The 24,915-nt window shown below is 42.1% G+C and carries 19 protein-coding genes and 1 pseudogene; 3 read left to right on the top strand and 17 right to left on the bottom strand.

Features of this window, described 5'->3' with window-relative positions:
• Positions 1-301: 301 nt before the first annotated feature.
• Positions 302-1,534 carry a Holliday junction branch migration DNA helicase RuvB gene (gene ruvB / locus PseudUWO311_RS23080; RefSeq protein ID WP_142657569.1) on the bottom strand — a complete coding sequence of 411 codons (1,233 nt, stop codon included), beginning with the start codon at positions 1,532-1,534 and terminating at the stop codon, positions 302-304.
• A complete protein-coding gene (locus tag PseudUWO311_RS23075) occupies positions 1,515-2,330 on the bottom strand; it encodes a creatininase family protein (RefSeq protein WP_190303632.1) in 816 nt (271 codons plus the stop codon). Before PseudUWO311_RS23075 ends, ruvB begins: the two co-directional genes overlap by 20 nt.
• A 101-nt stretch (positions 2,331-2,431) precedes the next feature.
• Between PseudUWO311_RS23075 and ispG the strand changes: the two genes are divergently transcribed.
• Complete coding sequence (gene ispG, locus PseudUWO311_RS23070) at positions 2,432-3,688, top strand: (E)-4-hydroxy-3-methylbut-2-enyl-diphosphate synthase (RefSeq protein ID WP_142657568.1); 1,257 nt, start codon at positions 2,432-2,434, stop codon at positions 3,686-3,688.
• A gap of 51 nt (positions 3,689-3,739) precedes the next feature.
• On the opposite strand, the gene PseudUWO311_RS23065 is transcribed toward ispG, so the two are convergent.
• The 9 genes and pseudogenes from PseudUWO311_RS23065 to PseudUWO311_RS23025 all read right to left on the bottom strand — a co-directional run bounded on the left by PseudUWO311_RS23065 (position 3,740) and on the right by PseudUWO311_RS23025 (position 12,820).
• On the bottom strand, positions 3,740-4,879 hold the full coding sequence (locus PseudUWO311_RS23065; RefSeq protein WP_142657567.1) for a glycosyltransferase family 4 protein: 1,140 nt from the start codon (positions 4,877-4,879) through the stop codon (positions 3,740-3,742).
• Positions 4,880-4,967: 88 nt separating this feature from the next.
• A pseudogene (locus PseudUWO311_RS24980) lies at positions 4,968-5,478 on the bottom strand (GDP-mannose 4,6-dehydratase).
• Between the two features lie 21 nt (positions 5,479-5,499).
• Positions 5,500-6,768 carry a glycosyltransferase family 4 protein gene (locus PseudUWO311_RS23055; protein WP_142657566.1) on the bottom strand — a complete coding sequence of 423 codons (1,269 nt, stop codon included), beginning with the start codon at positions 6,766-6,768 and terminating at the stop codon, positions 5,500-5,502.
• 24 nt (positions 6,769-6,792) lie between these two features.
• Complete coding sequence (locus PseudUWO311_RS23050; protein ID WP_142657565.1) at positions 6,793-8,145, bottom strand: hypothetical protein; 1,353 nt, start codon at positions 8,143-8,145, stop codon at positions 6,793-6,795.
• A 25-nt stretch (positions 8,146-8,170) separates the two neighbouring features.
• Entirely contained in the window at positions 8,171-9,187 is a 1,017-nt protein-coding gene (locus PseudUWO311_RS23045; protein ID WP_142657564.1) for a glycosyltransferase family 4 protein, read from the bottom strand.
• Positions 9,188-9,472: 285 nt separating this feature from the next.
• Complete coding sequence (locus tag PseudUWO311_RS23040) at positions 9,473-10,123, bottom strand: FkbM family methyltransferase (protein ID WP_142657563.1); 651 nt, start codon at positions 10,121-10,123, stop codon at positions 9,473-9,475.
• A gap of 37 nt (positions 10,124-10,160) precedes the next feature.
• Positions 10,161-10,844: a methyltransferase domain-containing protein gene (locus tag PseudUWO311_RS23035; RefSeq protein ID WP_142657562.1), complete on the bottom strand. Its 684-nt coding sequence runs from the start codon at positions 10,842-10,844 to the stop codon at positions 10,161-10,163.
• Positions 10,841-11,950 (bottom strand): glycosyltransferase family 1 protein, encoded by a 1,110-nt coding sequence (locus tag PseudUWO311_RS23030; protein ID WP_142657561.1) that lies wholly within the window; start codon positions 11,948-11,950, stop codon positions 10,841-10,843. The genes PseudUWO311_RS23035 and PseudUWO311_RS23030 overlap by 4 nt, the downstream gene beginning before the upstream one ends.
• A gap of 60 nt (positions 11,951-12,010) precedes the next feature.
• Positions 12,011-12,820 (bottom strand): class I SAM-dependent methyltransferase, encoded by an 810-nt coding sequence (locus PseudUWO311_RS23025; RefSeq protein ID WP_142657560.1) that lies wholly within the window; start codon positions 12,818-12,820, stop codon positions 12,011-12,013.
• A gap of 156 nt (positions 12,821-12,976) precedes the next feature.
• On the opposite strand from PseudUWO311_RS23025, the gene mfd reads away from it, so the two are divergent.
• Positions 12,977-16,408 carry a transcription-repair coupling factor gene (gene mfd, locus PseudUWO311_RS23020; RefSeq protein WP_142657559.1) on the top strand — a complete coding sequence of 1,144 codons (3,432 nt, stop codon included), beginning with the start codon at positions 12,977-12,979 and terminating at the stop codon, positions 16,406-16,408.
• A gap of 55 nt (positions 16,409-16,463) precedes the next feature.
• Here the strand turns inward: mfd and PseudUWO311_RS23015 are convergent, their stop codons facing one another.
• From PseudUWO311_RS23015 to PseudUWO311_RS22995, 5 genes are all read right to left on the bottom strand, one after another.
• The gene (locus tag PseudUWO311_RS23015; RefSeq protein WP_142657558.1) at positions 16,464-17,486 is read right to left on the bottom strand and encodes an Rpn family recombination-promoting nuclease/putative transposase; all 1,023 of its coding nucleotides are present in this window, start codon (positions 17,484-17,486) and stop codon (positions 16,464-16,466) included.
• A gap of 307 nt (positions 17,487-17,793) precedes the next feature.
• Positions 17,794-18,351: a ribosome maturation factor RimM gene (gene rimM, locus PseudUWO311_RS23010; protein ID WP_142657557.1), complete on the bottom strand. Its 558-nt coding sequence runs from the start codon at positions 18,349-18,351 to the stop codon at positions 17,794-17,796.
• Between the two features lie 135 nt (positions 18,352-18,486).
• Positions 18,487-19,170 (bottom strand): ribonuclease III, encoded by a 684-nt coding sequence (gene rnc / locus PseudUWO311_RS23005; RefSeq protein WP_142657556.1) that lies wholly within the window; start codon positions 19,168-19,170, stop codon positions 18,487-18,489.
• A gap of 47 nt (positions 19,171-19,217) precedes the next feature.
• Positions 19,218-20,162 (bottom strand): pentapeptide repeat-containing protein, encoded by a 945-nt coding sequence (locus PseudUWO311_RS23000; protein WP_142657555.1) that lies wholly within the window; start codon positions 20,160-20,162, stop codon positions 19,218-19,220.
• A 109-nt stretch (positions 20,163-20,271) separates the two neighbouring features.
• Positions 20,272-22,008: an ABC-F family ATP-binding cassette domain-containing protein gene (locus tag PseudUWO311_RS22995; RefSeq protein WP_142657554.1), complete on the bottom strand. Its 1,737-nt coding sequence runs from the start codon at positions 22,006-22,008 to the stop codon at positions 20,272-20,274.
• Between the two features lie 104 nt (positions 22,009-22,112).
• Here PseudUWO311_RS22995 and PseudUWO311_RS22990 point away from each other — a divergent pair, with 104 nt between their 5' ends.
• Entirely contained in the window at positions 22,113-22,256 is a 144-nt protein-coding gene (locus PseudUWO311_RS22990) for a hypothetical protein (protein WP_190303631.1), read from the top strand.
• Between the two features lie 412 nt (positions 22,257-22,668).
• On the opposite strand, the gene PseudUWO311_RS22985 is transcribed toward PseudUWO311_RS22990, so the two are convergent.
• Positions 22,669-24,915 (bottom strand): Calx-beta domain-containing protein (locus PseudUWO311_RS22985; protein WP_190303630.1); only part of this gene is annotated, 2,247 nt, incomplete at its 5' end.

Genomic DNA, 24,915 nt, shown 5'->3' with positions numbered 1-24,915 from the left:
CTTTATTTTGCCATGCATTTAATATCTTGTGCCGTAAATCAAGCGAATATGCTGACATATTTTGTTTAACTTTAGTGATGCTTTAGATTACTAGACTTGTGGCGTGTTTGATCGGAATTTGCTGTAACAAACAATGCAACTTTAGTCACCCGTAACAAATCAGATTTTGGACAAATTGTAGAGTTGTCTATAGATGACTGGTCATGTGGTTAGAGCTTTGTGATTGGGATTAGGGGCGATCGCTATTAGAGGCTGAAGGTTGATCGCTGTTTGGTTGATTTTTGAGAAAGCCGATCGCATACTACAACAAACCTGCGATCGCAGTTTGCACAGAATAGCCCAAATGCTTCCATGCCGCCGCCGTAGCCACCCGACCGCGTGGCGTGCGATTGATATAGCCAATCTGCAATAAATATGGCTCATAGACTTCCTCAATCGTATGAGCATCCTCACCCGTTGCCGCTGCTAATGTATCCAAGCCTGCGGGGCCACCATTAAAGTTCTCAATTAACACCGTTAGTAATTTGCGATCGATCCAGTCCAAACCTTTCGGATCGACATTAAATAATTCCAGTGCTGATTCTGCGATCGCACCTGTAATCTGTTCACCCTTTGCCTTAACTTCGGCATAGTCTCGCACTCGCTTTAAGAGACGATTGGCAATCCGAGGCGTACCGCGTGATCTCGCCGCGATCGCGATCGCACCATCATCATGGATTGGAGTTTCTAAAATCTTGGCACTGCGGGACACAATCTGTGTTAGTTCATCCTGCTCATAGAAACGGAAATGTTGCACAAAGCCAAAGCGATCGCGCAATGGTGAAGATAACGATCCAATTCTCGTAGTTGCGCCAATCAGCGTAAATTTATTTAACTGGACACTGCGAATCCTTGCGCCTTGCCCTTTGCCAATTGTAATATCAAGGCGATAATCTTCCATTGCAGGATAGAGAATCTCTTCCGTTACACTCGGTAAGCGATGGATTTCATCGATAAAGAGAATATCTCCCTGTTGCAGAGAAACTAGTAATCCTGCCACATCGCGAGGTCTTTCAAGGGCAGGAGCCGAAGTGATTTTACATTGCACGCCCATTTCTTGGGCAATGATGAGAGCCAGAGAAGTTTTACCTAGCCCTGGGGGGCCATATAACAACAAATGATCGAGGGCTGAAGATCGCGATTTTGCTGCCGCGATCGCAATATTTAGCAGTTCTTTTAAGTCTTTTTGTCCAATATAGTCTGCGAGATTTTTGGGGCGAATATTAATGTCAACTGAAACTTGAGTAGGAGCATCTTTGGCAAGTTGATCTTCTAGTTTCTCCTCTGGTGTGGCTTCCGCTTGCAATAAATCTAACGCCTGTTGCATTTCTGGCGATGTCACCTCTTTTTTGGATGCTTTTTTAGGTGATCGGGAGGTGGATTTTTTGCTGGCAGCTTGTTCAGTAACTGGTATAGAGTTTTGAGCCGTTTGATCATTCAGGCGATCGCCTTCTGGATTCGGATTTTGAGTTGGTTTAGAGGAGATGATTGCCATATGCTTTAGGTTGCTCAAATTTGTAAATATCTTCGATCAATTGCACCCAACCATCAACTAGAGAATCAAGAATCTTTTCGCCTTTTTCTCTAGTCGCAGCCTTAGCATCACCCAACACACCGCTGCGTGTCAAATCGCGCATCACCCATGCAAAGGGATTTGCCGATTCCATACTGAGCAAACTATTTGCAGGCAAGCCATAGGGATATTCGGTAACTGCCTTATCCATCTGTACCTGTTCAGGCAAAAGCGCCAACATCAGGCTGGTTTCGGCATCGCCACCATGAATTCCAAATTCTAATTCTTTTTCCGTCAAAAGCTCTTTGGCAACATTGGGAACGCGCCAAGTAAAGAGAGGGAATATGGCAAAGTCAGAATATTTCTCATGGAGATCGCGAGCAACTATTTCCAAAATCTGCGGCTGTCCACCGTGGGAATTCATCAAAGCTAATTTCCGAAATCCTGCTCGATAAACACTCTCAGCAATATCTGTCAACATCGCTAGCATCGTCTGCGATCGCATCGTAATCGTGCCTGCAAAAGTACTATGTTCATTGGATTTACCATAATACAAAGGTGGCAATGCATAGGCAGGAATCGCAGGATCTAATTTTTCTAAAGCCCTTGCTAACACGCCAATACTAATCGCCGCATCAACGATCAATGGTAAATGTGCGCCATGCTGCTCGATCGCCCCCATTGGTTGAATAATCACCACATTTTGCTTATCTGGCATAGATGCGATCGCTGGTGAAGTAAGGTAAGCAAAATATCGATGATTAGGGAAATAACTCATGACGATTTTATTATTTATCCTAGAGCAAATTAGCAAGGTCTGAGTTGTGAAACTGTTCCCCACTTCAGATAAACTAATAACTGAATGTCACTAAAAGTTTTATGACGACTGTTTCTGAGAATCTGAAAATTATCCAAAATGGCACACAGACCGCCATAGCTGAACCCATTATCGATGGTAGCGAAAATCTTGGTGTAATCGTCAGACGCAAAACTCGACCTGTGCAAGTGGGCAATATCACCATCGGTGGTGGCGCACCTGTAGTGGTGCAATCGATGATTAATGAAGATACCCTCGATATTGATGGCTCTGTCGCAGGAATTCGACGCTTGCATGAAATTGGTTGCGAAATCATGCGCGTCACTGTGCCCAGCATGGCTCATGCCGCCGCCCTCTCGGAAATACGTCAAAAGCTCAAACGTACCTATATGGACGTGCCACTGGTTGCCGATGTCCACCACAACGGCATGAAAATTGCCCTCGAAGTCGCCAAGCATATCCACAAAGTCCGCATTAACCCAGGGCTATATGTATTCGAGAAACCCAAAGCAAATCGCACCGAATACACCCAATCAGAATTTGACGAAATCGCCGAAAAAGTCCGCGACACCCTCAAGCCTTTAGTTTTGTCTCTCAAGGAACAGGGCAAAGCGATGCGAATTGGCGTAAATCATGGTTCTCTCGCTGAGCGGATGCTCTTTACCTATGGGGATACGCCTCAGGGTATGGTCGAATCTGCGATCGAGTTCATTCGCATTTGTGAAGATCTTGATTTTAGAAATATTGTTATTTCCATGAAGGCTTCCCGTGTGCCTGTGATGATCGCCGCCTATCAACTGATGGCTAAGCGTATGGATCAACTGGGTATGGACTATCCATTGCACCTAGGTGTAACCGAGGCAGGCGACGGTGAATATGGTCGGATTAAGTCCACCGCAGGCATTGCCACTTTACTAGCCCAAGGTATCGGTGACACCATCCGCGTTTCCCTCACCGAAGCTCCTGAGAAAGAAATTCCTGTTTGCTATAGTATTTTGCAGTCTCTCGGACTCCGCAAAACGATGGTGGAATATGTCGCTTGTCCATCCTGCGGTCGCACTCTATTCAACCTCGAAGAAGTCCTACATAAAGTCCGCGAAGCCACTAGCCACTTAGTTGGTTTGGACATTGCGGTCATGGGTTGCATCGTCAATGGACCTGGGGAAATGGCAGATGCTGACTATGGCTATGTCGGCAAAACCCCTGGCACAATCTCGCTCTATCGTGGTAAGGAAGAAATCAAGCGCGTACCTGAAGCTGAAGGCGTAGAGCAGTTAATTGCATTGATCAAATCTGATGATCGCTGGGTTGATCCTTAAAACAAAAAAAGACAAATCACTCGCTTAGCGAGTGATTTGTCTTTTTTTGTTTTAGAGTTTCTGGAAGAGGCAAGAAAGATTCTGCTTAAACTGCTCAAAACCGTATTTCTCGATCGCTTTTTGTCTAAGCATATCTGGTTCATACAAGATTGATAAAGAATGCTTGTTCATCAGGATTTCTACAATAGTCTCTCTAATTTCGTCGATGCTGTCAGGATTAACTAAAACGCCTAACTCTCCCTTGCACAAAGCATCGATCGCCCCATCTTGATTACCGCCAATTGTTGGTTTGCCACAGGCTAATGCTTCTAAATAAACAATCCCAAATCCTTCTCCCTTACTAGGCATCGCAAATAGATCACACAGATTGTAATAATCTGCTAGCTCATCATCTGGGACAAAGCCAGCAAAGGTTACGCAATCTCTGACATCCAGATCATCAACCATCGCTTCGATGCGATCGCGGTCATCACCTTTGCCAACTAACAGATAACAAATATTGGGAATCTGACAGCGAATAGCTGGTAGAGCTTGAATAATCTGGTCATAGCCTTTATAACGATCGCCACTAGCCAAACGTGTCACAGTTAAAATGGTTGGCTGATCAGGATTTAATTGAAGACGGTCTAGTAGATATTGAGGTTTAGGTTTGACAGTAAATTGGCGATCATTAAAAGTTACGGGTAGAAGCGGAATTCGATCAGGCGATATCTTTTGTTCGTAGACAATGCGATCGCGCGTGTATTCGCTGACTGAAACAATCTTTTGTGCTGACTTAAGTCCATATATTTTTGATTTATCTTCGATATTCCATGCATCGATGCCATGGACAATTACCCAATATGGGATTTTTAAAAGGTTAAATATCTTGGCTGCGAGGGGTGAAAAATTTATATGACCACAAATAATCAAATCAGGGCGGTCTTTGATCGCAGCCAATAAAACCTGAGCAGCAAAGATCGGCGTATGCCAAAAAGTCGATTTCCATCTCCCCGCAAAGCTGATTTTGGTCTGTTCGTCAAACTCAATGTCTTCCGTCGCGTGAGTATCGTTCTTAAGAAACACATGGCGATCGCTATCTGGTAATACTTGCTCTAGAGCCTGAATTAAAAAAGCAGAATAAACCTGAATACCTCCTTTGAATTGAAAGATATCAGGTAGCCAAACATGAATTTTAGGAGTTCTAGGCATCTTACATTTAATAAAGAACAAATTTTTTGTGACGCGGCAGAGCCGCTCACCATCAAGTTGTTTACAGGTGTGCGGCTCCGCCGCAGAACTATTGGGAAGAGAGTTTTCTTTGCATTGATTCAACCATAATTTGTACAATTTGCTGCACGCTTGTAGTGGCATAGCACCCTAGCTTTTGATTTGCTTTGCTAGGGTTAGCGTGGCTGATCGTTATGTCAGTTGGGCGATACAAAGATTGCTCAGAAATTACATGCTCTTGCCAATTTAGCTCCAAAATCCCAAAAGCCTCAGCAATAAAATCTGACAAACTGATTGTCTTTCCTGTGGCGATCACAAAGTCATCTGGTTGCTCTTGTTGAAGCATTAAGTACATAGCCTCCACATAGTCTGGAGCATATCCCCAATCTCGCTGAATATCAATGTTACCTAATACGAGTTTTTGGGATGGATAGCGATTTAATGCGATCGCGTATTCCTAAGTATTGCAAATTAGCTAAAATTGATATCTGAGCATCACGGGAAGTTCCATATACTTCATAGCCATGATTCAATAGGAGCTGAGCTAGATAGGCTCCATCTTGTCCAGAAATACCGCAAATTAATGCTTTTTTGGCATTTGTTTACTCAAGTTTTTCCTTGATTATCATTGCTAGTTTTTGGCGATAGCGTTCCCATGTCCACTGTTCAGCTTTTTTACGAGCTGCGATCCCCATTTTAGCTAGTTCCTGAGGATGACTGTAGCACCATGCAATTTTTGCTTTGAGAGCTTCAACATCTCGGATCGGGATGATAAAGCCCTCAATTCCATCAATGATAATATCGGGACCTCCTGTATTTGGAGTTGTGATAATCGGAATACCACAAGCCATTGCCTCAAGCAGAACTAGTCCAAAACCCTCAACTAACGATGGGAACACAAACACATTGGCACTACTGTAATATACGTTTAAGCAGCTATGGGGGACTGAGCCAGTCAACCGCACGCGATCATATTTAGATAACCAATCAATGGGCATTTGATTAACCCCTACTAGCAACAATTCTGACTCAGATAAACTAAGCTCTTGCCATGCTTGAAGTAAATAATGCACGCCCTTCCGAGTTCCTACTTGTCCAGCAAACATGACTCGAAATAGCTTATCCTGCTTGGGGTGTGGCTGAAAATATTCAATAGGTGCGCCATAGGGAATAACTGTTATTTTGGATCTAGGAACACCAATATCTAATAATGAGCGCTCAGTAAATGAAGAAGCCACAAAAATATGATCAGCAAGTTCCACTTCACGGTTCTTGCGCTCGATTTTCCACTCAGGTTCTTGTACAGCCAGCATCGTGGCAGCTAACTCAGGAAATAACTCGGCTTCTTCATTCTGGATACGGCGACTTGTGAGATGGAAAGCAATCTGGAGGTCATAAAAGCAATAAATACTTCTTTTTTTTGCCGCCAGAAATGTGTCAGCAGCAACATCTTCATAGGCATAAACAGCTTTTATATTTTGTAAATGATGATTATGGAAGTAATGATTTGCAAAATCGCGATCGCAGGATGCTACTACCCAGTCAATCAAGAATTGATCGTCAATACCGAATCTTTTCCCCAGTCTTGTTTTAACCAAAAAAGTACGCAGGATTTCTCGCCAAGAATTACCATATATTTTGCTGTCTTTGGGCACAACCCATGATCTGCGCCCTAGTTCTTTTTCCAACTTAACTATTAGCTTCGGAGCTACGGTTTTGATTGCTTTGCCCCACCAAGATTTGGCTATGCTTTCAGGCTGATAGGCAAATGTGGTAACAATAGAGTTAAGCAATGCTGCTTCTGCGATCGCAAAAGCGGCATTGCGTGCATAAGGATTACTTATAGGATGGATTAAAGTGATCTTTGACATTACTTTGTTTTTAAAGAATTGATCTTATTCTGTGAGATCAGCGTTGTTATTGATATCCATCAACATTTCTTTTTCATCCAATATAGGTAATAAATAGATAAATCCACTCAAAAACCAAAAATACACTAGCATTGTCGGATTAGTAATCAATTGACCAGTGATATTAATTAAATGGAATAGAAATACTGCTAGACATAATTCCTTGTAGAAAGGATTGCGAAGCATAGAAAAGGTTGAATATAGTGATACCAAAATGATGATCCTCAAGCCATACCATAAGATAAATCCCAAAAGCCCAATCTCAATCATGACACGCCCTGTTTCTCCTTCATTTGCTGGTAATACCTCGCCTGCGGGCAGTGAAAACAAGCTCCTTAAAGCCGAGACAGAAGATTGAGTTGCACCCGTACCATAGCCATCTAATCTGATTGCACCATAGTCAAAAACCTGAGTAAATGATTCAACTATTCTTTGTTCAGTTGAGTCAGAACTAGTGGCACGATCTGAAAATGCTTGAATCGCTGGCTGAAAATAAACTATTGTCGCGATCACAGTGACTGCCATAATCACAGATAATCGCTTAATCGAGCTAAAAGCATTTCTAGAACGCGTGAAAATCAGAAACAGCAAGTAAAGGGTGATAAATAAACCTTCATAGATAATGATGAATCTTGCACCACTCATAAAAGAATTGGCGGCAACAAGTATTAACTCTAGTCCATAAATCAATTGCCACTTAAATGTCTGCTCTCTGGCAATTAACACAACTAACAAAGAAAAACAAAAAGACAAATATGAAGTGTGTCCCGCAAGATAAGAAAATGTACCAGTAATCCGCACAAACTCACCTACAATGGCATTTGCGGCGGCTCCGTCGATACCGTAAACATTGATGATGCTATCTGGTGGAGCGTAGTACTGGAAAATCCCTAGGATACATACTGGAATAAGTATTATTAAATACCTACGCAAGAAATTGCGTAATTCTTCTCCCGATTCAAATAAATGTGGGACAATCCATATGAGAGGGATATATAGCAGATAAGCTCGGATGCCGAGCAGCCCAACGAGGGGAGAGCCTAAACTAGGGTTGAAAGCTTGTAAACTACAAAGAATTGCGATTACTATTGTTAGTTCTTTGATCAAGGGAAAACGATCAAGCAAAAGATGCGGTCGGCTTGAAAAGCCAAGATAACTCCCAATCAAAATGAAATCTTTGAAAAAATAAATTAAGTCTCTCGCCTGCGGAAACACCCAGCGACGCAATGCACCCTCGATAACAACAATCACTAGAATCGTTTTGATCGAGAGTTTCCAGTTTTGCGATGCGCCGAATACAATTACTAAAACTAGTAATACTGCACCTAATATTTCCATGGCATGACGAAACTCAAAAAAGTTACTAGCTAGATTCTACAGCCGTTTTTATCACTTCTAGATAGGCTTTAGCGATCGCAGTTTTCTGGTGGTGCAACAAATGTTCTGGAGCCTTGTTTCTATATATGATGAGTTGCTCTGGATTTTGCAGTAGATTTTTCAAAACTTGCGTAAGAGCTTGGGTATCACCATTCGGAAATGTGACCCCACAAGAACCGATCGCATCTTTTAGTCCACCACCATCTGAGCCAACAACTACGCAACCACAAGCGATCCCTTCTAAAGCCACAATCCCAAATGGTTCTTTCCATAAGGATGGTACGACCAAAATCTGATGGGAATTTAGTAATTTACTTAAGTCTTGTCCCACTTGAATACCAACAAAAATCACCTGCTGCTCAAGCTGATTATCGATTACCTGCTGACGCAACCGAGTCTCTTCTTCGCCGCTACCGATAATGGTCAACTTAGGGAAAAGTCCTACGAGTTTAAGTTGAACCAATGCCTCTAGTAATAAATTAGCACCCTTATCAGAGACTAAGCGTCCCAAAAACACCAGTTCTCGGCTCCGAGAAACCTCTGGCATCTCGTAGAAAATATCTTCGCAATATGCGTTGGGGATGATCGTCGATGCTGACGGCAGTTCATTTGCGATCGCCTGACTGATGGAGATGTTAGTGGCAAAGCGAGTAACCAACTTTTTGAGATGATCTTGCCAACTCTCTTTGCCGTCATTGCGACGATACCAAGTCTGATGGGTGATGACTAAAGGTCGATGCACTAAAAAAATCGGCCAAAGCCCTTTTAAACTCACACATCCCTGAAAATAGACTTCACACCAATTAGCAAGTTGCAATAACTGTTTATTGTTGGGTCGTCGGATAACTTCAAATGGGAAGTTTAGTGAGTCTTTATCAGGAGTTTGAGATACTAACTTAACTTCATGTCCCTGAACTACAAATTCATGCGCCAATGTGGAAATAATTGTTTCTAATCCACCTATATTTGGATAGAATGAAGGTGAATATATAAGAATTCGCATTATTATTTGTCTTCTATTTTACATTGTTAAAGATTTCCATCCCCAATCTTTAATTCGTTCAATTGCGCGTTGGGGATTTAAAGTAGCAAGATAATTTGGAGGTTCCCATGGATGAGCTAATTTCTTGATTGGAGACACAAGTTTCGGCTTCCAAAATCCCTTCCAGATTTGGAATATAGTATATCCATTTTCCTCTAATAAATTAGTTAGTGGACTAGGATAACCGTTGTGTTCTTCAAAGACCATATCACGAATACTGTAGTTACAAATTAAGTTGCCCGCACCTTATAAAACATCTAGTTCATGTCCTTCTACATCAATTTTTAAAACTCCTATACAATTTTGTTCTTTTTCTAAAAACTTATCTAGTCTATCAATAGGGACAACACAAGCGTCTCTACTATTAGTCTGCACATTTGCAACTTGCTGATTTTTATCAATAAAGACCTCACCTCTGTTTTTAGGCGTTAAATTTAAAACGCCATACCCAGAATAGTTTGATAGAGCAATTTGTTGATGATGAATGTTGCTATAACCCTTGATTTCCCAATTTGCTATATTAATTGTAAGTTCTTCATAAATTTCTGGATTAGGTTCAAAACACCAAACTTTACCTGTTTTACCAACTTTTGCAGACATAAGACTTGTTACGTAGCCAATATTTGCGCCAATATCTATAGCATTTTCTCCTGATTCGAGCAATCGCCAAATTACTTCAGTTAAACTTAAATCGTAAATCCCATATATTAAAATTGATTTTGGAAGTGTGTCGTCCGTGGACGTTGGTATTTTTATAGTCAGACCCCAAGGTAAAACAACTTCTTGAAACTTATTTACTGAATTAGAGTTCCGTTTAAAAAATCTGTGATAAACTTGCCAAGGTCTAAAAATATATTCTGGTCTATTGATGAAGTGTTTTAGTTTTTGTATATTCATAATGAAGTCTTTTTAAGTGCATAAATTTGTGAAATTGCTATATTAGCTTATAGGCAATCACTACTAAATTGTCGCTGTAACGAAGCCCTTTGAGTAGTCCAAAAGAAAATTCCTGATAACTCCGCTGGGGCATTTTAGGAATACCTCCATAATCTGTAAATGTAAATTCAACTGATGTAAAACCAACTTCCAAGAAAATACGTTCAATATCTTTTCGTAACAATGCAGTAATATGCGCTGGATAGCAACTATCGCCAAAAGCAACGAAATGTCCTTGAAATAACAAAGCGAGTAAAGAACGCCAACTTTCATTGTTTGGGGTGCTTAATATTAATGTTCCGTTGGGGCGAAGCAATCTAAACCATTCTCTCGCAATAGCTCTAGGATTTTCTAGATGCTCAATTACTTCAGAGGAAACAATCACATCAAACTGATTATCAGGCATGTCTAATGAATTGTTAAGATCAGAGTTTATCCACTTGATTGATTTATCTAGTTCAAGAGGGCGCTCCATAATATCGGCAGCAGTCATTGAGTTAAAGTAGTTTAAAGCATACATTTGTTGGCTTAACTTACCGATGCCTGCTCCAAAATCTAAGCAATCACCCTTAAGATTTAATTGCTTAATCAGGTTTAAGAACTTTGTGTATATTGGATAGTTACTAGTACCACCACTAGCTAAAGCTGCTAATTGGCGTTGATCTTTAATACTTAAATTCATTGTGACTCCAATTGTATTTCGGTATTTAAAATATGAAAAAATATCTTAGACTGACTCGATAAGTTATGGCTAGAATACCAAGCATGAGCATTATTTGAGATCGCTTGCATTCTTTCTATATCTTTTAACTCAACCTTACTAGAAATCCAATAATGTTCTCCTAATTTTATCTTGTCAATGGGTATGTCACTACCTCTAACATTAATTGGAAGTAATCCATGAGCGCAGTACGCAGCAAAAATGCCTGACTTACTCAGGAAATTAGGATTGTAGTTTAAAAAACCCGCGATCGCATCTGCCATAATTTCACTGATTTTTTCAGCAGGTTGCATTCCTAATTCTAAGATCGGTACATTTCCAATTGTTTGGGGCTCTATTCCTGTAGGGGTTCCCAGATCTAAAATTGATTGAATGTCTAAGCTTTGACAAGCAGAGTTTAAAGCTTCCTGAGATTCTCGATAAACTCTGATGCGATTAGCAACACTGCCAAAAATAACTAGTTGTTTTTGGCGATCTGATAATGGACGATTTTGCTTTGGTTCGCCAACATTAGAAAACACTGGCAAAGCTTGAATTTGCTTGTGTTTACCATTGCTTAGTTTCACAAGTATATCGCTATAGCTTTGTTTGCTGGTAATGCAGCGATCGCTTAATTTAGCTAATCTTGTGACTAAACTTTTTTGTAAAGGTGACAGCCAGAAAGAACTCTGCCAAGGTAAATATGATGATGCACAAAGTTCGTGGAACATGGTGACAAGTAAGCGGTCGGGATATAGATTTTTCCAACGCTGCATGCCATCAACTAACCAGATCGGGCAACCACGCTTGGCATAGCCATAACCCACGTAGTGTAATAGAACTGGCGAGGTGCGATCGCCTTCAAATAGAGTCGTAAGTTGATCTGAGTTACTATCTGTAACTTGATTAACTGAAAAGCCTGCAATTTCTGCTTCGCCTTTCCAGTCAGGATTACCAACAATAAATTGGGTTTGAATATTGTAATCCTTGCGAAGTTGGCGAGCTAAATTTAAAGCATAATCGCCAACTCCATCAATTGCAGGGGGAAGTCTAGTAACTATAGATATTACAGTTGACAAATCACTCATAAGTTTTTTAGAATTTGATAAGGAAGCATTCGCTAGGTCACAAAAAATTTGGTTCCTTATTTATTGCTGAATTGGATTAGTTAGTAGAGCGACGGTAGTCGTATGTAATTTCTGCTTCCACGCTAAAGGCATAGAACAGGTAAATCCCTCAAAATTTTCAACCCAAGATTTGGGTAATATCTTTAGTAAATGATGCAGTTTGATATGACCATTAGTTAATGGATTCGTGACAAGCCGAATTTCTTCAATAACTAATCCTGCTTGATGGACTAGCCTTTCGATCTCATCCAAATGGAGTAAGAAAATATGTCCATCGGAGTTAGGCTGAAATTGGATTGCTTCATACTGACTCGGATCAGCACAATCAGAAAATCTCGGCAAATTATTTTTGAAGTATCCACCATTGGGAGTGCTTAGTACAATATGTCCATTGGGCTTGAGCATTTTAGCGATACTTTTTAAGAAATCATCAGGATGAGCCACATGTTCAATTACTTCCGTAATTAAGACCACATCAAATTGACCATCATAATTTAAATCAAAAATATTTCCTGGCACATAATGAACAAGCCCCGATTCCCATTTTAACTTAACATAATCAATCAAATCTTCTCGTAAGTCATTCCAAGTAACTTCGTATCCTAGTTCTGCTAATAACAACGTAAAGTTTCCCTGTGCTGCCGCTACATCCAGAATCTTAGCGTCAGGACTTGCCACTTTTTGAATCAACTCTAATGTATGTTTTCTGCGATTGTTATAAGCATAAGCATAGCCAAGAGTATCCGAAACCCCATAGATTTCTAATAGATCATATGGGTAGCTTGACTTCCAGCTTGGAAGCCAATTGTCTTGAAAAGTAGGCTGCCTCATTACTTTTATATGAATAAACTTAGTTAAATCTAAAGGATTTACATAATATACTCTATTGATTGAGCATACCCCACCCTACTTGTTGCTATATTGCTAGACTTAGTGATAGGTGCTACCGATCGCATTTGTAAATTCGCTTATTTCGTTATCTAGACCATGCCATTTTCCTCTGTAATTCGTTCATTAATCCGATCGCCTCTCACTGATGAACTAGAGAGTAAACTGGCGCGATCGCATCAACTCATTCTTTCGGGCTTATCGCGAGTGGGTAAAGGGATCGTTAGTTCTACCCTAAGCCAAAAGCAGGAAAGATTGATGCTAGTCATCGCCGCTACGATTGAAGAGGCGGGACGCTGGTCGGTACAACTAGAAACAATGGGTTGGCAGACCGTACATTTTTATCCCACCTCAGACGTATTGCCCTACGAACCCTATACACCAGAATCGGAGATTATTTGGGGACAGATGCAGGTGTTGGCGGACCTAACAAAGTGGGATGAGCAAGAAGGCGACAAGAAAAAAGTAGCGATCGTTGCCACCGATCGCGCTCTCCAGCCACATTTACCAAGCCCTGAAGAATTTAAAGAATATTGTCTATCCTTAGAAGTTGGTTCAGAGATAAAACTGAAGGATATAGCAGAGAAGTTGACGCTGATGGGCTATGAATATACATCAACGGTCGAAACAGAAGGACATTGGGGAAGGCGCGGCGATATTATTGATATTTTCCCTGTTTCCAGTGAAATGCCCGTTCGGATTGACTGGTTTGGCGATGAAATAGAACGTATTCGTGAATTCGAGCCTTCTACTCAAAGACCGCTTGACAGCATTGCTTCAGTTTTATTAGCCCCGATTAGCTATGGGCATATTCTTGGTCAACTGCCACAAAAAGATCTTGATGATGAACGCGATCTTGATGATGAATTCACTACTCAAGGGTTTGCTGTTCATCCTAGTTCTACGGCTTCTCTATTGGACTATTTGCCTAAATCAGAGCAATGTTTAGTGGTAATTGACGAAATCGATCAATGTCAGGCGCATTGCGATCGCTGGTATGAATCTGCTGAGGAAATTGCTCCTCTATCCTCTAAGGACGAGGGGAAACTCCATCGCTCCTTTGCAGAATGTCTAGAACAAATCCAAAAATTTGATCGCCTCGAACTATTTGAACTAGCCGAAGAAAATCGCGGTGTGAATATGTCCAGCCGTTCAATTCCTGCAATTCCCCATCAGTTTGGCAAACTTGCCCAAACAATCCGTGACTATCGCGAACAGAAATATAAAATCATTCTCGTTTCTGCGCAACCTTCCCGCACGGTTGCCCTCCTGCAAGAGCATGATTGCCAAGCCCAATTTATTCCTAATGTCCGTGATTATCCTGCGATCGAGAAAACTCATAACCTACGCATCGCCGTTGCTTTGAAATATTCAGGCATTGCCGAAATCCAAGGTTTCGTGCTACCTACTTATAGAATTGTGGTGATCAGCGATCGCGAATTTTTTGGACAGCACGCTCTTGGCACTCCCAACTATGTTCGCAAACGTAGACGCGCGGTTTCTAAACAAGTTGATTTAAATAAACTTTCCGCAGGTGATTACGTCGTCCACAAAAATCACGGCGTGGGTCAATTCATCAAATTAGAGAAACTGACCCTAAATAATGAAACCCGTGAATATTTAGTCTTGAAATATGCTGATGGATTGTTACGTGTAGTAGTCGATCAGATGTCGATCCTGTCACGTTATCGGGGGATGAATGAGGGCAGACCAGAGCTGCACAAGATGACGGGCAAAACATGGACAAACACTACTGCTAAAGCAAAGAAAGCAATTAAAAAGATTGCTTTTGATTTATTAGAACTTTATGCTAAGCGATCGCAACAGCTTGGATATGCTTTCCCGCCTGATAATCCTTGGCAGCAGGAAATGGAAGATTCTTTTCCTTATCAGGCGACACCCGATCAACTTAAGGCAACTCAAGATGTCAAGCAAGATATGGAAAGTGCTCGTCCGATGGATCGGCTTGTGTGTGGTGATGTAGGATTTGGAAAAACTGAAGTCGCCATTCGCACTATTTTTAAAGCTGTGACGACTGGGAAACAAGCCGCTTTACTAGTACCAACAACAATTCTCGCACAACAGCATTATCACAGCTTGCAAGAACGCTATGCTGCTTATCCAGTCAATATCGCTCTTCTCAATCGTTTCCGAACTACATCTGAGAAAAAGGAAATCTGTCGTAAGCTCAAAACTGGTGAACTAGATATTGTCGTCGGTACACATCAGCTTTTATCTAAAGATGTAGAATTCAAAGATTTAGGGCTATTGGTAATAGATGAAGAGCAACGTTTCGGAGTTGCTCAAAAAGAGAAAATCAAAACCATGAAAACGGAAGTTGATGTGCTCACCCTCTCAGCCACACCAATTCCGAGAACCTTATATATGGCGATGTCTGGGGTGCGCGAAATGAGTCTGATTACCACCCCGCCACCATCAAGGCGCTCAATTATGACCCATCTCTCCCGCTATAACCTTGAACTAGTGCGGGCTGCCATCCGTCAAGAACTCGATCGCGGTGGGCAGATTTTTTATGTGGTGTCGCGCATTGATGATATTGAGGAAGTCTCGGCGCGAGTTCATGAAATGTTGCCATCGGTACGAATGGCGATCGCCCATGGACAGATGCCCGAATCCGAACTAGAGTCAACCATGCTCAGCTTTAGCAGTGGCGAATCAGACATGATGATTTGCACCACAATTATTGAATCAGGGCTAGATATTCCGCGCGTGAACACGATCATCATCGAAGATGCCCAAAGATTTGGACTCGCACAACTCTATCAATTGCGCGGTCGCGTCGGTCGGGCTGGCATTCAAGCCCATGCATGGTTGTTTTATCAAGAAAAGGGTGAACTAACCGATGTTGCTCGCAAGCGTCTCAAAGCGATTCAGGAATTTACGCATCTAGGATCAGGCTATCAATTAGCAATGCGCGATATGGAGATTCGTGGCGTTGGGAATCTCTTAGGTTCGGAACAGTCTGGACAAATCAACACGATTGGCTTCGATCTTTATATGGAGATGCTGCAAGAAGCGATCGCAGAAATACGTGGCTCCGAGATTCCTGAAGTCGATGATACGCAGATCGATTTGCCAATTACTGCCTTTATCCCTGCCGAGTATATTCCTGACGGCGATCGCAAGATGAGTGCATATCGCGCTGTTTCTTCGGTGACTTCACGCCGCGAACTTGCTCAAATCATCGAAGATTGGCAAGATTGCTATGGGAAGGTTCCTGCTCCTGCGATGCAACTTCTCAAAGTAATGGAATTAAAATTAATCGCTAAGCGGATCGGCTTCTCTCGCATCAAGCCTGAGGGTAAACAGCATGTGGTTTTAGAGTCGAAGATGGAAGAACCCGCATGGAAACTCTTGCACGAGTGTTTACCTAGTCATTTGCGATCGCGATTTGTCTATAGCAAAGGGCATGTCACAGTCAGGGGATTAGGCTCCCTTTCCCATGATAAACAGCTTGATAGTCTGATCGAATGGCTTGACACCATGCATCTTGCTAGAGCCGAATATTGAGTAGATGAGCATCTGTCCCGTAAATAAACCGAATTGAGATCGGGTGATAATCTGCTCAAGATTGTATGGATCTAATCTCGTCCAGCGTTAGCCCTGTCATCTGTGCGATCGCTTGGTCATCTAAAACACCCAGCATTTTTCGGGCAATCTCATAAGCTTTTTGCCGTAAGCCCTCAGCTAGTCCCTCTTGTCGTCCCTCTTGTCGTCCCTGCTCCAAACTCTCTCTAGCAGCTTTAGTAATCGCACCACGTTGATCTTGAATAAAAATCTCACTTTTCTCTTGTTCTTTTAACTCGTCAAGGTTCAGATTTGCTTGGTTGGCAATATAAAAAGCTTTTTTGAGCTCGGGAATACTATCCATTAGACTTAATCGGAAATAAGTGAAAGCCTTACTACACAAGGTTTTCAGAAACACCCAAGAAATCGATAAAATGCTTACTGCATAAGAGTTTGATGGCATTTTGGCTGTTTTATTTCCGATTAAGTCTATTGTAGAGGGGACATTTTGCAGTTTGCGGGCATTGTTTAAGAAAAACAACCATTTATCGATAATGGTTTCGAGTTCAGTTAGGTTTTTCTTGAATTTTGGCAACTCAACAAAGATCAATTCAATGTCATAAATTGGATAATCAATCAGAAAGTCTTTTTCCTTGAGAACGAAGCGAGATGTGACATTAGGTAGATCCGTAAACATCACAAAATCAGTGATAGTTAATGCAATGACTGGATTGAGTAGGTTATAGCCCTGTCCCGTTGTCAATTGAATGGAATAGGATTTGGCGGCATTATACAAAATTCTTTTCTCGAAGCCTTCTACATTTAAGACTTGCATCTCGATGATGACTGTGCGCTCTTCGCTTGTTTCACTATCAATAATTTTTGCCTTGATATCGAGATAGGTATCTTTGACTCCGCGAATTTTGGGTGCGAGATAGGGGTTAAGAATTTCTAGGTCATGAATAACTGGCTGTGCTTCATAAATTAGGGCATTGAGGAAGCTAATTAAGATGTCTTTGCTATCTTCGGAGCCGAATATCTTTTTGAAAGCAAAGTCGATTTTGGGGTTGATAAAGATCATAATTGATTACCAGATTGTCGGTTCAAGGTTTTGGCTATTGGCAATGTAAATGAGTTTTGATCTTGAAGTACGGTTAACATTTTAGCCAAAAAAGATTTTTATTGAGACTATGGCAAACTGAAAATCTCTTTGGCACTGCAAATTTTTTGAGTCAGTGCGAGGAGTTTCTTTAGCAGTCATGAGTTTTTGCCTCAATCCCCAATTCTAGAGAACAGATCGCAATGACAAACACGGTGCATATTGCGACTCTTTACAAGGGGGGATTGAGAGGGATCTTTTGGAGGATTTTGACCTCAGAAAGTAATTCCTAAATGGTTTCTTGAGCTTCCAGCCATTTATCAATGAGTCCGCGTGGAGGAGTCACTTCAATTCTTTTTTGCTGAATATCCACAAAAGGAGCGATCGCTTCTACAAAAGGAATAAGTTCTATTTCACTATTTTCGAGATTACGGACTTCTAATAGATCATTTCCTGCGGCAATGATACTGATCACTTCTCCCAATAACTTACCCGTTGGTTGATGATAAACATTGCAACCCACCAAATCTGCGATCATATACTCGTTATGCCCTAGAGAGGGGCGATCGCTAGTGGGGATAAACATCACATAATTACGCAACGATTCAGCGCGATCGCAATCATTAATCCCTTCAATTCGCACCACAAAGAGATTCTTTTTTCCCGCAATTTCTCGACCCGATAGCATCATGATTTCTTGTGGCTCCTCTTTTTCCGAAGCCGCAATCCAACGTTTACCAGCAGTCTCAAAGCGTTCAGGAAAATCCGAATAAGACAATATTCTCACCTCGCCTTTCAGCCCCTGCGGTGAGACAATTTTGCCAATCATTAACCAATCATCTGTCATATATTTTATCCTAGTACTTTCAAATTCTCGCTTTGCAAGAATTTACAGCTATGGCTGACCCAAAACCCAAGAGAGAGTTGCGGCGCTTTGCGCCGCAACTCTCTCTTGGGTTTTGCTAGCTACCGCTATAAAAACTTATAACATTCTTTCTATTTGTTCTAAGGCATCTAGCGCGGCTGCTCGTTCTGCTTCTTTTTTGCTAGAAAAATTTCGCATACTCTGACCATATAGGCGATCGCCAACATATACTTTAGACGCAAATTCGGGCGTATGATCGGTTCCGCCTACTTTTTCGGTGGTATATCTTGGCAAAATGTGACCAATATAAGACTGCACCCATTCCTGCAAACGATTTTTAGCATCAAGATCAGCGCGTGTATTTACTAATTCTGGTGGTACTGAGTCAAATAACGCCTCCACCGCAGGACGCACCGCCTCAACATCACAATCACAATCTAGATAAAAAGCGCCAATCATCGCCTCAAATACACAGCTTAAGAGGTTGTCACTTTTATTTCCGCCATCACGTAACGCGCCTTTGCCTAATAGGATTTGGGTATCTAGCTCTAAGGCGATCGCAAAATTAGCTAACTGTTTTTCATCAACTAAAGCTGCTCGACGACGAGTAAGTTCATCTTCCCCAAGATCTGCATGTTGGTGGTAGAGATAGGAACCACTCAAAAAGTTTAAAATAGCATCGCCTAAAAATTCTAAGCGCTCATTATCTTCCCCTGCACAAGGGTTTTCATGGACATACGAGCGATGGGTCAGCGCCATTCGCCATAATTTTTCATCCTTAAAAATAAACAAGTCTTTCATTTAGACTAATATAACGCTTGTTGCACGACGCGAAACTTCGCCATATCTCACGCGAGACAACTTCGATAGGAGGTATTGCCGTCTGGCAAGATCGTTTGGCAGATCCTTGCTTCATCCATCCATCCCACATCTACCATCGCATATTTTAAATTAGCCCCATCAAAATTTACACCGCGCAAATCTGCCCCCGTCAAATCGGCTCGCGTCAAATCAGCATTAGTTAGATCGGCATTCCATAGATTTGCGCCGTTAAAACAAGCACCATGCAAAACAGCATTGTGTAAGATAGCTTTGCTTAAATTGCTGCCAATAAAATTGACATTGCTCAAATTTAGTCCGCTTAAATTGGCGAGACGGAGATTAATTTCACTGAAATCTATGCGATCAAGATCTGCCTCTCGTAAATCTGCTTCACTCAAATTTGCCCCCTTTAAATTTGCCCCATGTAAACTTGATTCACTGAGATCGGCTTCACTGAGATCGGCGTTTTGTAAATTAGATCGACTCAAATTTGCCCGAAACAAAAATGCATGGTGCAAGTTAGCATGACTTAAATCTGTATTAGCAAGATTAGCTTCCAACAAATAAGCCTTTTGTAAATTTGAGCCTTTAAAATCCATTCCACGTAAATTTGTACAATTTAGAATTGCTAACCGAAAGTTAGCACTATTAAGCTGTACATTTTGAAACTGCACGCCACTCAGCCCCGCATAACTGAAGTTAGTACGGTTGATAATGGCAGAGCTAAGATTTGAGTCTAACAACGATGCCCCACATAGGTCGGCATCGGATAAATTTGCGCCTGATAGATCAGTGTTACAGAGAGTTGCCTCCCATAAATTCGCAAAAGCTAGATTTGCGTTGCGTAAGATCGCATTACTGAGATCTACTTTACTCAAATCTACACCCTTCAAATCCCATCCCTCAAAGTTTCGCTCTCCTTGGGAATAACGTTCTATCAAATTGCGTTTCTTTGCAATGTGATTCAACATAAAAATAATATGCTTATATCAAAAATCCTAAAGTTGGTTTTTATGAAAGACAGTCTTAGGCAGACTTTCATAAAAACCAACTTTTACAATCAGAATTGATGATTGCATATTACTTTGCTTTAACCTTTTGTTGTTGTTTTTCTTGACGTTTTTCCGTTTGTTTTGCTTTTTCTTTTTCCTTTCTTAGCGTATCTTTTGCAGCTTTTGCAGCCATTTCTGCTTTATATTTAGCCTCTCTGGTTTCCTCTTCTCTTTTTTCTTGATAGTAGGCATATTCGCCAGCATATACACAAAGATCGCCATCACGAATTTCCACGATTTTATTGGCGACTTGTGAGATGAAATAGCGATCGTGGGAGATAACTGCTACCGTACCTTCGTATTCTCGTAAAGCTGCCTCTAGCATCTCCTTAGCAGGAATATCAAGGTGGTTTGTCGGCTCATCAAGGATGAGGAAATTCACTGGTGTGAGCAACATTTTTGCGAGGGCTAGTCTTGCTTTTTCGCCGCCACTGAGATCGCGTACTTGCTTAAATACGGTGTCTCCACTAAACAAGAACTTACCAAGGACACCACGTACTTCTTCATGGGTCATCTTGGGAAAATCATCGTGAATTGTATGAAATACGTCCTTATGTAAGTCCAGAGCCTCAGCTTGGTTTTGTTCAAAATAACCAATTAGCACATTATGACCAAGGGTAATTTCACCTTCGTTATAGTCTTCTTTTCCAACCACCATTTTTAATAAGGTGGATTTTCCTGCACCGTTGGGGCCCAGAAAGGCTACCCGATCACCTCTTTCGATTTCCAGATTTGCGCCTAAAAATAGGATTTGGTCACCGTAAGCATGGGTGAGGTCTTTAATCTGAACGCTAACCCGTCCACTCCGAGATGCAGGCGGGAAATGAAATTTCAAAGATCTGACATCACTATCAGGTGCTTCGATGCGCTCAATTTTGTCCAGTTGTTTTTCGCGGCTCTTGGCTTGGGTACTGCGGGTAGCACTCGCACGGAAGCGATCGACGAAGACCTGTTGTTTCTCAATATATTTTTGCTGGCGTTCAAAGGCTGCTCCTTGGGCAGCTTTGGCTTCAGCTTTTTGGGTCAGATAAGATGAGTAATTACCTAAATAAGTTGTGGATACGCCGCGCTCGGTTTCCACAATCGATGTACAAAGGCGATCCAAGAATTCTCGGTCATGGGAGACGATCACCATTGGCGTGCTAAGCGATCGCAAATATTTCTCTAGCCATTCGATTGTTTCTAAATCTAAATGGTTTGTCGGTTCATCCAGTAATAACAAGTCTGGAGATTGGAGCAAAATTTTGCCTAAGCCCATGCGCATCTGCCAGCCGCCGCTATATTCGCTGACAAAGCGATCGCCATCGTCCGCCTTAAATCCTAGCTCTGGCAATAATTTATCGATGCGACTTTCCAATTCATAGCCATTGTGGTCTTCAAATTGGCGTTGGAGGCGATCCATTTTTTTGAGAATCGGTTCATAGTCCTCACCATCTTTTAAATTTTCTAAATGATGATGGACTACTGCTAATTGTTTTTGAATTTCGCGTACTTCTTGAAATGCTTGCCACATCTCTTGTTTGACTGTGCGGCTCTCTTCGATATCAAATTCTTGACTAAGGTAGGCAATTTTGAGGCTAGTAGGACGGACGACCTGTCCTGAGGTGGGTTCAATTTCCCCTGCAATAATCTTTAGCTGTGTTGATTTCCCTGCGCCGTTTACGCCGACTAAACCAATGCGATCGCCTGTTTTGACTTCCCAGTTAACGTCTTTGAGGACTTCGCCAGTAGGATAAATTTTTTGGATGTGTTCGAGACGAAGCATAGATTTAGGATAGCAACAAAACTTAACTTTTTATTAAGATTAACATTTTTTTGTTACAAACACATCAGCCTACCCCAAACTCAATTCTGATTGAGGTTGTCAATATGAATGATTGCCACGATGGTGAAGTATTCACCGATATTCTCGAAGGGATTGATGCTGAGATCGCTCAAGTTTCGGCAGATGGAGCCTACGAGCATCACCATTGTTATGACGAGATTGCTCAACATGGCGCTAAAGCAACGTGAGTTCGATGAATTTTAAGACTCCAAAGCTTTATCAAGGTTTTTGCAGCCTAGTCATATAGACAAATCCAAGTTTTTATTGAGAATGAAATCAATAGTTTGCTATCCCACATATTATTGACTCTATTCTCAATAATCTCAAACACTTTTATAGAATATAATTTCTTGTAAGGCTTATTGAATAAGGTTCATAGACATTAAAATTCATCGAACTCACGTTCCTGTTAGTTAAAATAATCCTAAGCAGAATGCACAAAAATTAAATTTCGTCTAAAGTTCATTTTTTTGTAAGACTGAATCCAACCTGTGGTGTTTCATTTTTGGCTATTGCGAAAGATGTCTCGATCAAGAAGCTAGGATGGTGGTCGCTAAGCGCTACCCATCCTAGCTTCTCGATTGCTACCCATTTTTGAATCTATGTCCACCGCAAGATAGAACCTGTTACCAGATTGACACCATACAAATTACCATCGGGTCCCATTTCCATATCTACGACATAGGAGATATTGGAATCGAATACTTGGACATTTGTTACCTGTCGGCTTGCGTTGAGCGTAGCTGCATAGAGCGTCCCCCCGTTGATATCCCCAAACATCAGCGTATTGCTGTTGTAGAAGTCACCCACCATGATCGCATTCGCATTGTCTGGGGCTCCGTGGCTGCGGGACAAAATTGGGAAGACAGCAGTTTGGTTACTCGGGCTGCCCGAATTGATGTTGCCATTGTTATAGAAACTGACTGCTTGGGGCAGAGTTTGGTAGCTGGCTGTTTGATTGGGACCTTCAAGGTAGGGCCAGCCAAAGTTAGAACCTGGGGCTCCGGTGTTAATTTCTTCCCAGCTACCCCAACCAACATCGCCAATTACTGGAAGGGTAGTGATTGGATCGAAGGTAAAGCGAAAGGCATTACGAACTCCAGAGTAAAAGACCTTGGACTGGTTACTATTGGGATCGTTCACCTCATAGAAGGGATTTCCTGGCGCTCCTTCGCCAGTAATGGGATCTATCCGCAATACTTTACCCGATAGGTTGTCAATATCCTGCACCCTCACAGCTCGAGGATCTGCGAAGTTGTAGGAGGTGCCATCACCATTACTGAGGTATAGATACCCATCTAAGCCAAAGTGGACGGCTCCGATGCCGTGGGATTCGCTGTCGTCTGCTAAATAATCCCTGATGTTCTGGTTCTGAGTACCTATGCGATCCGGGTCGTTATCCTGAACTCCGACATCGATCTGGCTTGCTGGTGCAGTAATGGTAGTCCCATTAACGATGCCAGAGGGTAGAATGCTCAGGTCACCAGTACTATTGCCATCGGGGCGGCTAGTATAAGCCCAAGTACTATTGGTTCCTGTCAGTACCACTAAACTAGCAGGATCTGCAACCATGGTGGTGAGATTGACAGTCACACGTACCAGACGAGAAGGACGATTGCCATTGGCATCAGGAGCAGCTAAACCACTCTGGCCTGCTGTTTCTGGTGGATCGTAGGTGTATAGCAAGTAAACATAGGGGTTGTTGGCAAAATCAGGATGGACGGCAAGACCCAATAGACCGCGATCTCTAGTGTCGTTCACTTGGCTGGATATATCTATTAAGGGGGTAGCCCTCAGAGTGCCGTTGTCTACTAGCCGCACAATGCCATTCTTTTGGGCAACGATCATATAGCGTCCATCGGGAGTCCAATCAAGGGCAGTCGGTTGGTTGAGCCCAGATACAGCGGTTTGCCGAGTTAGGCTGCCTAAGTTGAGGTCATCATCTAGAATCGTGACAGTGGAAATTGTCTGACTACCGAGAAGAGCTCCCATTGCGTTACTCAGCGTTACCCTGAAGGTTTCATTGGTCTCGGTGATGATGTCATTCACAATCGGGATCGAAATTGTTTGGGTTGCTTGCCCTGCGGCAAAGACGATCGTACCTGACATTGCGGAGTAATCCAAACCAGCTGTCGCAGTATTGTTGCTGGTCGCATAGTTGATTGAGGATATTCCATTAATATTCCCAGTCCGCTGGACTGTAATTGTAACCGTTGGCGATGCTTCCGATATCGTCACATTCGCTTCACTCACAGATATGGAAGTGGGAGAATCATCGTCTAAGATCGTGATCAGAACCGTACGCGGTGCTCCTAGAGTTCCAGAACTGGGGTTTTGCAGCCCAATAGCAAATGTTTCATTCGCTTCTTGCAATGTATCGTTGACAATTGGAATGGTAAAAGTTTTTTCGGCTTCACCAATCTCGAACACGACTCGCCCCGTATTAGCTCTGACATCGTTGGGTTGGGTGTAATCCGAGCCAGCAGTTGCTGCTCCAGCCCCGACAATCTCATTGGTTGTGTATTCCACCGTCAGATGCTCTTGGGTGCTTCCCGTCCGAACTACTGTGATAGTTGCATTACCAGCTGTTTCACTTACAAAGATAGTTGCACTGTCGCGCAAGGATACTCTCGATACAGGAATAGTTGGCGTGACTTGAATAAAGTCAACTTTTGCGTTGTCTACGATAGTAGTAAAGTTGAGATTTAGGAAACCATCGGCAACATCGACATTAAACGTCTTGATGACGGCTGTATTCTGAGCAAGAGCGTCAGTCCAGATATCGTAACTAGTGAGAAGGGCTTGACCTTCTCCCGTGACATTAAATACGCGACTGTTTGGGCTATT

This window comes from Pseudanabaena sp. UWO311, assembly GCF_006937785.1.
Classification (GTDB): Bacteria; Cyanobacteriota; Cyanobacteriia; order Pseudanabaenales; family Pseudanabaenaceae; genus Pseudanabaena.
The sequence above is the reverse complement of the archived record's forward strand: the minus strand, read 5'-3'. Positions and strand labels throughout refer to the sequence as shown.

Coding starts and splice junctions, on each gene's coding strand:
- ruvB (WP_142657569.1), bottom strand. CDS start 1,534: ATGGCAATCATCTCCTCTAAACCAACTCAAAATCCGAATCCAGAAGGC.
- PseudUWO311_RS23075 (WP_190303632.1), bottom strand. CDS start 2,330: ATGAGTTATTTCCCTAATCATCGATATTTTGCTTACCTTACTTCACCA.
- ispG (WP_142657568.1), top strand. CDS start 2,432: ATGACGACTGTTTCTGAGAATCTGAAAATTATCCAAAATGGCACACAG.
- PseudUWO311_RS23065 (WP_142657567.1), bottom strand. CDS start 4,879: ATGCCTAGAACTCCTAAAATTCATGTTTGGCTACCTGATATCTTTCAA.
- PseudUWO311_RS23055 (WP_142657566.1), bottom strand. CDS start 6,768: ATGTCAAAGATCACTTTAATCCATCCTATAAGTAATCCTTATGCACGC.
- PseudUWO311_RS23050 (WP_142657565.1), bottom strand. CDS start 8,145: ATGGAAATATTAGGTGCAGTATTACTAGTTTTAGTAATTGTATTCGGC.
- PseudUWO311_RS23045 (WP_142657564.1), bottom strand. CDS start 9,187: ATGCGAATTCTTATATATTCACCTTCATTCTATCCAAATATAGGTGGA.
- PseudUWO311_RS23040 (WP_142657563.1), bottom strand. CDS start 10,123: ATGAATATACAAAAACTAAAACACTTCATCAATAGACCAGAATATATT.
- PseudUWO311_RS23035 (WP_142657562.1), bottom strand. CDS start 10,844: ATGAATTTAAGTATTAAAGATCAACGCCAATTAGCAGCTTTAGCTAGT.
- PseudUWO311_RS23030 (WP_142657561.1), bottom strand. CDS start 11,950: ATGAGTGATTTGTCAACTGTAATATCTATAGTTACTAGACTTCCCCCT.
- PseudUWO311_RS23025 (WP_142657560.1), bottom strand. CDS start 12,820: ATGAGGCAGCCTACTTTTCAAGACAATTGGCTTCCAAGCTGGAAGTCA.
- mfd (WP_142657559.1), top strand. CDS start 12,977: ATGCCATTTTCCTCTGTAATTCGTTCATTAATCCGATCGCCTCTCACT.
- PseudUWO311_RS23015 (WP_142657558.1), bottom strand. CDS start 17,486: ATGATCTTTATCAACCCCAAAATCGACTTTGCTTTCAAAAAGATATTC.
- rimM (WP_142657557.1), bottom strand. CDS start 18,351: ATGACAGATGATTGGTTAATGATTGGCAAAATTGTCTCACCGCAGGGG.
- rnc (WP_142657556.1), bottom strand. CDS start 19,170: ATGAAAGACTTGTTTATTTTTAAGGATGAAAAATTATGGCGAATGGCG.
- PseudUWO311_RS23000 (WP_142657555.1), bottom strand. CDS start 20,162: ATGTTGAATCACATTGCAAAGAAACGCAATTTGATAGAACGTTATTCC.
- PseudUWO311_RS22995 (WP_142657554.1), bottom strand. CDS start 22,008: ATGCTTCGTCTCGAACACATCCAAAAAATTTATCCTACTGGCGAAGTC.
- PseudUWO311_RS22990 (WP_190303631.1), top strand. CDS start 22,113: ATGAATGATTGCCACGATGGTGAAGTATTCACCGATATTCTCGAAGGG.